We start from the raw sequence: 214 nt of genomic DNA, 5'->3' as shown, positions 1-214 counted from the left end.
TTGATTTTAATAATCATTATGTGTCATGGACGATAGCAGAAAATCTTGAAGATTTATATTGGTTTAATCCTTCGCATTCTCATACAATAATCACAGCAGAAGCTACAAAAGATAATCCAGGAATAAGTGTTATAGGATTTATAGAAGCTGTGAAGAAATTTGTGGATGAAAAATATGAATTAATCCCACCGGAAATTGCAAAAGAACGAGAAGT

General features: G+C 31.3%; 1 protein-coding gene. It reads left to right on the top strand.

Annotated elements, in window-relative coordinates; genetic code table 11:
* Nucleotides 1–20: 20 nt before the first annotated feature.
* Nucleotides 21–214, top strand: a 194-nt coding sequence (locus FS641_RS17875) for a hypothetical protein (protein ID WP_222122137.1), incomplete at its 3' end; no start/stop codon positions are given.

It is taken from the genome of Curtobacterium sp. 9128 (assembly GCF_007673775.1).
Taxonomy (GTDB): Bacteria; Actinomycetota; Actinomycetes; order Actinomycetales; family Microbacteriaceae; genus Curtobacterium.
This window is presented reverse-complemented; position numbering and strand designations above follow the sequence as displayed.